9 protein-coding genes and 1 tRNA gene are annotated in these 8,206 nt (G+C 69.4%); 9 read left to right on the top strand and 1 reads right to left on the bottom strand.

Features of this window, described 5'->3' with window-relative positions; translation table 11 throughout:
- From H0X00_RS18755 to H0X00_RS18730, 6 genes are all read left to right on the top strand, one after another.
- On the top strand, positions 1–2,242 hold a 2,242-nt coding region (locus H0X00_RS18755; protein WP_293773873.1), incomplete at its 5' end, for a transglycosylase domain-containing protein.
- A 17-nt stretch (positions 2,243–2,259) separates the two neighbouring features.
- Positions 2,260–3,645: a glycosyltransferase 87 family protein gene (locus H0X00_RS18750; RefSeq protein ID WP_293773872.1), complete on the top strand. Its 1,386-nt coding sequence runs from the start codon at positions 2,260–2,262 to the stop codon at positions 3,643–3,645.
- Positions 3,646–3,650: 5 nt separating this feature from the next.
- A complete protein-coding gene (locus H0X00_RS18745) occupies positions 3,651–4,817 on the top strand; it encodes a mannosyltransferase family protein (RefSeq protein ID WP_293773875.1) in 1,167 nt (388 codons plus the stop codon).
- A gap of 134 nt (positions 4,818–4,951) precedes the next feature.
- Complete coding sequence (locus tag H0X00_RS18740; protein WP_293773870.1) at positions 4,952–5,695, top strand: maleylpyruvate isomerase family mycothiol-dependent enzyme; 744 nt, start codon at positions 4,952–4,954, stop codon at positions 5,693–5,695.
- Positions 5,696–5,731: 36 nt separating this feature from the next.
- Complete coding sequence (locus H0X00_RS18735; protein WP_293773869.1) at positions 5,732–5,965, top strand: hypothetical protein; 234 nt, start codon at positions 5,732–5,734, stop codon at positions 5,963–5,965.
- Positions 5,966–6,054: 89 nt separating this feature from the next.
- Positions 6,055–6,127, top strand: a tRNA-Ala gene (locus tag H0X00_RS18730).
- A gap of 482 nt (positions 6,128–6,609) precedes the next feature.
- Here H0X00_RS18730 and H0X00_RS18725 read toward each other — a convergent pair.
- The gene (locus H0X00_RS18725) at positions 6,610–6,957 is read right to left on the bottom strand and encodes a DUF6247 family protein (RefSeq protein WP_293773867.1); all 348 of its coding nucleotides are present in this window, start codon (positions 6,955–6,957) and stop codon (positions 6,610–6,612) included.
- A 132-nt stretch (positions 6,958–7,089) separates the two neighbouring features.
- On the opposite strand from H0X00_RS18725, the gene H0X00_RS18720 reads away from it, so the two are divergent.
- From H0X00_RS18720 to H0X00_RS18710, 3 genes are all read left to right on the top strand, one after another.
- Positions 7,090–7,275: a DUF4177 domain-containing protein gene (locus H0X00_RS18720; RefSeq protein ID WP_293773865.1), complete on the top strand. Its 186-nt coding sequence runs from the start codon at positions 7,090–7,092 to the stop codon at positions 7,273–7,275.
- Between the two features lie 3 nt (positions 7,276–7,278).
- Entirely contained in the window at positions 7,279–7,527 is a 249-nt protein-coding gene (locus H0X00_RS18715; RefSeq protein ID WP_293773864.1) for a hypothetical protein, read from the top strand.
- A 7-nt stretch (positions 7,528–7,534) separates the two neighbouring features.
- On the top strand, positions 7,535–8,206 hold a 672-nt coding region (locus H0X00_RS18710; RefSeq protein ID WP_293773863.1), incomplete at its 3' end, for a TerD family protein.

Raw genomic sequence — 8,206 nt, 5'->3', positions numbered from 1 at the left:
CAAGGGCGCCGACCAGGGCGCCGACCAGGGTGCCGGCAAGGGCCCGGGCAAGGGTGACGGGGGACGTGGTCCCGGGCGCGGCAAGGCCGCGGCCGCGGGCGCAGGCAGCGGCCCGCCCAAGAAGAAGAAGTCGAAGAAGAAGCGCCGGTTGCAGCGTGCGCTGTGGGCGATGCTCGCCCTCGGCGTGATCGGCTTCTTCATGATGGTCATCGCCTACTCGCGGATCGACATCCCCGAGCCCAATGAGGTCTCGCAGCAGCAGACCTCGCGGGTCTTCTTCGCCGGCAACGACATCGAGATCGGTCGGTTCGGCGACATCAACCGCACGATCGTCGGCCTGGACAAGATGCCCCAGTCGCTGCGCGACGCGGTGCTCGCGGCGGAGAACCGCAGCTTCTACTCCGACAACGGCGTCTCGCCCAAGGGCATGACCCGCGCGTTCTGGAACAACCTGCGCGGCGGCTCGACCCAGGGCGGTTCGACGATCACGCAGCAGTACGTCAAGAACACCTACCTGAGCACCGAGCGCTCCTTTCAGCGCAAGCTGAAGGAAGCGCTGCTCTCGATCAAGATCGACCGGGAGAAGTCCAAGGACCAGATCCTCGAGGACTACCTGAACACGATCTACCTCGGCCGCGGTGCGTACGGGGTACAGGCGGCGGCGAAGGCCTACTGGAACAAGGACATCCAGAACATCACGCCGGCCGAGGGTGTCGCGTTGGCCGCGATCATCCAGCGGCCGAGCGCCTACGACCCGAGCGAGGCGGACGGGAAGACCCGGTTGGAGGCGCGCTGGAGCTACGTGGCCGAGTCGATGGTGCAGACCGGCGCGCTGACCCCGGAGGCCCGCGCCGCGTTGAAGTTCCCGAAGTTCCCCAAGCAGGCCAGGTCCCAGAGCCGCTACGGCGGGCAGCGCGGCTACATCCTGACCGCGATCCGCAAGGAGCTGCAGGACCGCGGATTGACGCCGGACGACATCGAGAACGGCGGCTACCGGATCATCACCACCCTCGACGAGGACGCCCAGCAGTCGGCCCTCGACGCGGTGGCCAAGGAGTTCCCCAAGACCCTGAACAAGGGCTTGCGCACGGGTCTGGTCGCGGTCGAGCCCAAAACCGGCAAGGTGCTCGCGATGTACGGCGGCCCGGACTTCCTCGCCAAGTCGAGGTACGCCCAGGTGAACACCGCGACCTACCCGATCCAGGCCGGGTCGACGATCAAGGTGTTCACCACCGCCGCGCTCCTGGAGGAGGGCTACAGCCTCACCTCGACGTTCCAGGGCAACTCTCCGCTGACGCTGCCGGGCTCGAAGCCAGTCAACAACGAGTTCAACCGGGACTACGGCACCGTGACCCTGCGCAAGGCCCTCGAGCAGTCGATCAACACCGCCTTCGTGCAGGCGACCTACAAGATCGGCTCGCAGAAGGTGCGCCAGGCGATGGTGCGCGCGGGCATCCCGAACAACACCCCGGGTCTGAACAACAACGCCCTGATCACCTTGGGTATCGCCTCCACGCCGGCCATGGATGTGGCCGGCGCGATCGCGACCATGTGCGGCGGCGGGATCCAGGCCGAGCCGCACCTGGTGGACCGGGTGCTGCTGCCCAACGGCGGCGAGGTGCCGATCCGCAAGGCGGTCGTGACCCCGAAACCAGTCTTCGACCCCGAGGTGGTCGCCGGGACGCTCGAGGCGATGCAAGACGTGGTGAAGTTCGGCACCGGCACCCGGGCCAAGGCGCTGAACCGCCCGGTGGCCGGCAAGACCGGTACCCACGAGGACCTGACCGCGTGGTTCTCCGGCTGCACCCCGCAGCTGGCCGCCTCGGTCGTCTATTTCAAGGGCGACGGCACCAAGAGTCTCGACGGCTCGGCGGGGATGTCGACCTTCTTCGGCGGCACCTTTCCGGCGCAGACCTGGACCACGTTCATGAAGGGCGCGCTCAAGGGCAAGCCGGTCGAGCAATTCCCGGACTTCAAGGGCGTCAAGGACCCGTCGGCGACGCCGAGCAAGGACCCGTACGACACCATCGGCAACGTCGACGGCGTCGACCCGGGCAGCGGCATCCCGCCCGGCGGTCCCGGACCGATCTTCCCGACCTTCGATCCAGGCCCGACCACGGTGCCGGTGCCGACGCCGAAGCCGAGCCCGACCCCGTCGGCCGGGCCGACATCGAGCGGGACCCCGGGGCCGACCGCGTCGCCGACCTCGACCGGGCCGCCGAATCCGGGCGAAGACAACTGATGGTCCGTCACTAGCGGGTGGACTCTTCTAGCCGCGTCCGGGTCGCGCCCTCGCACGACGACCCGGTGATCCGGTCGGGCAGCGAGGTCCTCGGCGGCCCGACCGGGCGGCGGATGGCGCCCTACGCGGGATGGTGGACGCCGCTGCGGGTGCTGCTCGCGCTCGCGACCGTCGTGATGGCGTTCGGTGTACTCGAGCGCGGCGACTGCCGGGACAACGCCTGGTCCCGCGACGACGGCCAACAGTTCGCGCACGCGTGCTACTCCGACATCCCCCACATGTACCGGGAGCGCGGCTTCGTCGACGGCGCGATTCCCTACATCGATGAGGGGGACTGGCAGCCGCTGGAGTACCCGGTGCTCACCGGTGGAGTGATGTGGGTGACGGCGGAGTTCACCTCGGTGATCAAGTCCGGCACCGCGGACGCGCGCGCGGTGCGCTACTACGACGTCAATGCGCTGCTGCTCGCACTCGCCGGGTTGGTGACGGTGGCCGCGACCATCCGCCTCGCCGGTCGCCGACGACCCTGGGACGCCGCCTTGGTTGCGGCGTCCCCGGTCCTCGCGTTGCACGGCACGATCAACTGGGACCTGATCGCGGTCGCCCTCTCGATGGTCTCCTTGCTCGCGTGGTCGCGGGGGAGGGCCGGCTGGTGCGGGGTGCTGCTCGGTCTGGCCGTCGCAGCGAAGCTGTACCCGGTCGTCATGCTGCTGCCGTTGTTCCTGCTCTGCGCCCGGGCCCGGCGATGGCGGGCGGTGTTGCTGACCACGCTCATGACCGGACTCACCTGGCTGGCGGTGAACGCACCGGTGATGCTCGCCGCCCCCGACGGGTGGAAGGCGTTCTACGAGTTCAACGCCGACCGCGGCGCCGACTTCGGGTCGATCTGGTACGTGCTCGATCAGAAGGGCCACGGCGTCGGCCCGCTCGACGTGGTCAGCACCGCCCTGATGCTGGCGGCGTTCGCCGGCATCGCGGTACTCGCCCTGCTAGCACCGCGACCGCCGCGGCTGATGCAACTGGCGTTCCTGACCGTCGCCGCGTTCCTCATCTTCAACAAGGTCTGGTCTCCGCAGTACGCGCTGTGGCTGCTTCCGTTGGCGGCGCTGGCCCGGCCGCGCTGGCGCGACATCGCGATCTGGCAGGCCGGCGAGGTCATCTACTTCTTCGCGGTCTGGTACTACCTGCTGGGCGGCTTCGACCGTGGGCTGCCGCTGGACGCGTACGCGGTGACGGTGTTGGTCCGGTTGGTCTGCCTGCTGTGGTTGGTGGCGGTGGTGATCCGCGACATCCTGCGGCCGGCTCTCGATCCGGTGCGGGCCGACGGCTTCGAAGACGACCCTGCGGCCGGGCCGACCGCGACCGCCGATACCGGCCACCGCCGGGTGGAGGCCTTCGCGTGAGCTCGATGCCGGCCGCCGCGACCAGAGCGGCCCACTGGCGGCCGCGCGGCGTCGATGCGATCGCGCTGCGGTACTGGCTGCTCAGCCGGATCGGCATCTTCACTCTCGTCAGCGCCGGCGCCTGGTTGTTCGCGAACGACCGCGATGACCGCACGCCGGTGGACTACCTGGACCGGTGGACCCAGTGGGACACCGTCCATTACACGACCATCGCGCACTGGGGGTACGACGGAGCGCCCGGCGTCGGGCAACTCGCGCCGCTGGAGGCGTTCTTCCCGGGTTACCCGCTGCTGATCAAGTTGCTGCACGGGATCAGCGGGCTGGACTACGTCCCGGCCGGGTTGCTCATCTCCCTCATCGCGAGTGCGGTGGCGATCGTGGCGCTGGCCCGGCTCGCCGCTCACGAGGCCGGCCCCGGCGTCGCGCCGGAGGCAATGGCCGAGCGGACCGTCCTGCTCTTCGTCCTCGCCCCGTCGGCCATCTTCCTCGCCGCCGCCTACACCGAGGCGATCTTCCTCGCCTTCGCGTTCCCGGCCTGGCTCTGCGCCCGCAAGGGACGGTGGGCCGCCGCCGGGATCCTGACGGCGTGCGCCTGCGGCATCCGCATCACCGGCGTGTTCGTGGCGATCGCCCTGATCGTCGAGTTCCTCACCGCGACCGACGGCCGTCGGCGCTGGCGCTCGGCGCCGTGGCTGGCGGTTCCGTTCCTGCCGGTCGTGGCCTACATGACCTACCTGCACGACCGGACCGGAGACTGGAACGCCTGGCAGCACGCCCAGGAGAAGGGCTGGTACCGGAACTTCCACTGGCCGTGGGAGGCCCTGGCCAACACCTGGGAGGCGGCCTACGACGAGAAGCAGTCGACCGTCTTCGCCTGGATGTTCGGGGCCGAGATCCTCGCCGTCGGGATCGGGCTGGTGCTCACGATGTGGCTGCTGCGTAGGCGCCGGTGGGCGGAGGCCACCTACATCGCCCTGCAGCTCTACGCGTTCACGACGTCGTACTGGTTCTTCTCGGTGCCACGTTCGACGCTGACCTGGTGGCCGCTTTGGATCGCCCTGGCCGCGTGGAGCCTGCGCCGCCCGGTGGTACTGCAGGGCTATCTGACGGTGCTCGCCCCGTTCGCGGTGGCGTTCGTGCTGCTGTTCAGTAATGGCCGTTGGGCCGGATGAGGCACGCTCCGTGCCCGATCCCTCACTTTATGTAGGCACTCGTTCGTGAGTCTGTTGAGCGCTAACTGTGAAGCACCTTGTTCGGTTCGGTCCCTGGCGGCGAGGGCCCTCTCGCTGCTGCCATGCTTCGGCGCGTGGAGCACGCGGAGTACGTCGCCGAGACCTCGGAGGAGATCGTCCGGTTCGCCGGCCTGGTCGCCAACGCTGACCTGGACGCTCCGGTGCCGAGCTGCCCGGAGTGGGACCTGGGCAAGCTGACCCGGCACAGCGGGTCGGTGCACCGATGGGTCGCGCACGTCATCAGCACCCGGGCCACCGAGCGGGTCCCCCCGCGGGAGGTGGACCTCGCGCTGCCGGCGCAACGGACCGGGTTGCCGGCCTGGCTGGCCGCCGGGGCCTCGCCCCTGCGGGCGGCCCTGGCAACGGATCCGGCCACGGCGGTGTGGACCTGGGGCGAGGGCGGCACCGTCGGTTGGTGGGCGCGGCGGATGCTGCACGAAACGACGTTGCACCGGATGGATGCGCAGCTGGCGCTCGGGCTGGAGCCGGAAGTGGCGCCGGCCCTGGCCTTCGATGGGATCGAGGAGTTTCTCGCGAACCTGCCCGCGTTCGCGTTGGACAACATCAAGGGCCTGGTCAGTGGGCAGTCGCTGCACCTGCACGCCACCGACGGCCCGGGCGAATGGACGATCGAACTGACCGACGAGGGTTTTACCTGGGCGCCCGAGCACGGCAAGGCCACCGTTGCGTTGCGCGGTCCGCTTACCGAGTTGTTGCTCCTGGTCTACGGGCGGCGCCGACCGCACGACACGGACCGCTTCGACTCCTTCGGCGATCTCGCGGTCGCGGACCGCTGGTTGAGCGCGACCCAGCTCTGACCGATTCGCCCACCTGCGGGCGGGTAGCCCTGCGTCATGGATGAGCGCGGCAGGGACCTGGTCGAGCCCGAGGGCGTCAACGCCGGTTCGGCGGACTCCACCGCCGAGGGCGGCACTCCCCACGGTGAGGTTCGCCCGGGTGGGCACCCTGAGCGGGCCGAGGCGCAGGTTGACCGGACCGAGAACGACGAGATCGTCGACGCGCCCTTCCAACCGCGGGACCCGAACGCCCCCTCCCTGGAGCAGAGCGTGGAGGAAGGGGCCCGCTGAGCTGCGACGACAGCCTCGCGTCCGGACCTCGAGGCGGATCCTGATACCGTTCCTCCTCTGATCGACACGGGTTCGCGTCGACCAGGACCGGGGCTGTAGCGCAGTTGGTAGCGCACTTCCATGGCATGGAAGGGGTCAGGGGTTCGAATCCCCTCAGCTCCACCCGTCGGATCAGCACGAACGCCTTCTGCTCATGTAGCAGGGGGCGTTCTGCGTTTCCGGATGTAGCAGTCGATGTAGCAACGTGCCTGGTCAGCGGCCGATCTCGGGGCCCGGCGACGGACGTGTGGGCGGCCGTGCCAGCGCCTGGCTGACCCTGTCCAAGGCGCTGCGGTGGGCTTCCGCGCCGGAGGCGTCCCAGGCCAGCACCGAGGCTGGTCAGTCGCCGAGCCAGATCAGGCGGACGACCTCGGACGTGGCGAGTGCTCTCGAGGATCACGTACACGAGCTGACCCGCACCGCCAGGGCCGAAGATCAGTCGGCGCACCGCACCATCGGGGTTGTCTTGTGCTGCGGATCGCCGCCCCAAGGGGCGGTCTGCAGGACGGTGAGTACCTCGGCGAGCGGCAGAAGGGCGCTGCTCGGAAGGGCGTCGATCGCCGCATCAACCTCAGGGGCCAGGCTGAATTCGTACAACCTCCGGCTCAGTCTCGGGCAGCGGCGCCGCGCAGGTGAGCCTCGATCCGGGCGCGGACTTCCTGACCGCTGATGCTGTCCGGGTCGGGAGCGCCGTTGGCCAGGATTCGCGCCGTGTGCTCCTGCATGCGGGAGTACCAACCCGGCTCCGCGGCTTCGGCGGCGGCGAAGTGCCGCCAGTGGTTCAGCAGGTCGTGGATCGCCTGCAGGTCCTGAGTCCGCTTCGCGGCCTCCAGGACGATCTCCCACTCGGTGTCGAAGATGGCGGCCAGGTCCGGGGACAGCTGGCTCCGGATCGCTGCGGGCTCGGACGACCCGCCGCCCGCCGGGGGCGGTGCGACCGGATCCGCACTCATGAGAACCAGCCTAGACGCGCCCCACGACAGAAGGCCTGGGCAGTCCCGATTGCCTCCTGCGGATGGAGCAGGAGGCGATTTGCCTGCGCCGACGTAGCGGGTGAGGTCGCGGCGACCCTAAAATCACCTCTTATGGCGGTTGAGTACAAGGTGATGACCCAGAAGGACAAGGCCTGGGGTGACAGCTTCGACCCCCAACAACTGGAGAACGCCATCAACGCGTATGCCAGCGAGGGTTGGCGCGTCGTCACGATGGCCAGCGCCAGTCTCGGCGGCGACCGCGACGAGGTCGTCATCGTCTTCGGACGCGAGGCCTGAGACATGGAGGAGCGCTTCGGCGTCAAGGGCAGCACGGTCGGCGGGATCTTCTTCGTCGAGCAGCTGATCCCGGGAGCACGTCGCATCGACCGCGTCGAGGTCGAGATCAAGAAGCAGAATGCGAACCTCGACGAGGTCAAGCGGGAGATGGCCGAGAAGGCCACCAAGAAGGGCGCTACCGCCATCCAGGCCTTCCGCTACGGACAGCGCAAGAAGGGCTGGTACGGCGAGGGCGAAATGGTCGTCGTCTGATCGCCCCATGACCCCCGTGACTGACCTCGGACGCGGCCAACGCGTCCCCCTGCCCGACCTCGGCGGCAATGCGGTGGTCGACGTCGGCGTCGACGTCTCATCGGCCGAGAACGTCGCCTTCGATGTGTGCTGCTTCGGCGTGGACGGCGCTGGGAAGCTTCTCGCCGACGAGTGGCTCGTCTTCTTCAACAATCCCAGCGCCCCGGCGGACGCGGTGCGCTCGGTCGGGCCGCACGGTGGCGACGAGCAGGTATTTCGGATCGACCTGATGGCGCTCCCCGAAGAGGTCGCGCGGTTGGTCTTCACGGTCAGCATCGAGGGCGAGGCGACCATGGCCGCCATCGCCAAGGGGCACGTCCGGGTGCTGGCGAGCGGCACGCCGATCCTGCGCTACCCCTACTACGGCGCGGATTTCACCACGGAGCGATCAGTCGTCGTCGGCGAGCTGTACCGTCGCGAGGGCTGGCGCTTCGTGGCCGTGGGGCAGGGCTACGAGGGCGGTCTGGCCGCCCTCATCGCGTCGTTCGGCGGCGAGGTCGACGCGGAGCCGTCGGCGTCCCCGGCGCCGCTGAACCCCGACATGGTGACGCCGCCCGAGCCTCTGCCCGAGCCTCTGCCCGAGCCTCTGCCCGGGCCACCGCCCGCGCCTCCGCCCGCGCCTCCGCCCGCGCCTCCGCCC

This window comes from Sporichthya sp., assembly GCF_013815995.1.
GTDB lineage: Bacteria > Actinomycetota > Actinomycetes > Sporichthyales > Sporichthyaceae > Sporichthya.
Note: the sequence above shows the minus strand (reverse complement) of the source record. Positions and strands in the feature narration are given on the sequence as shown.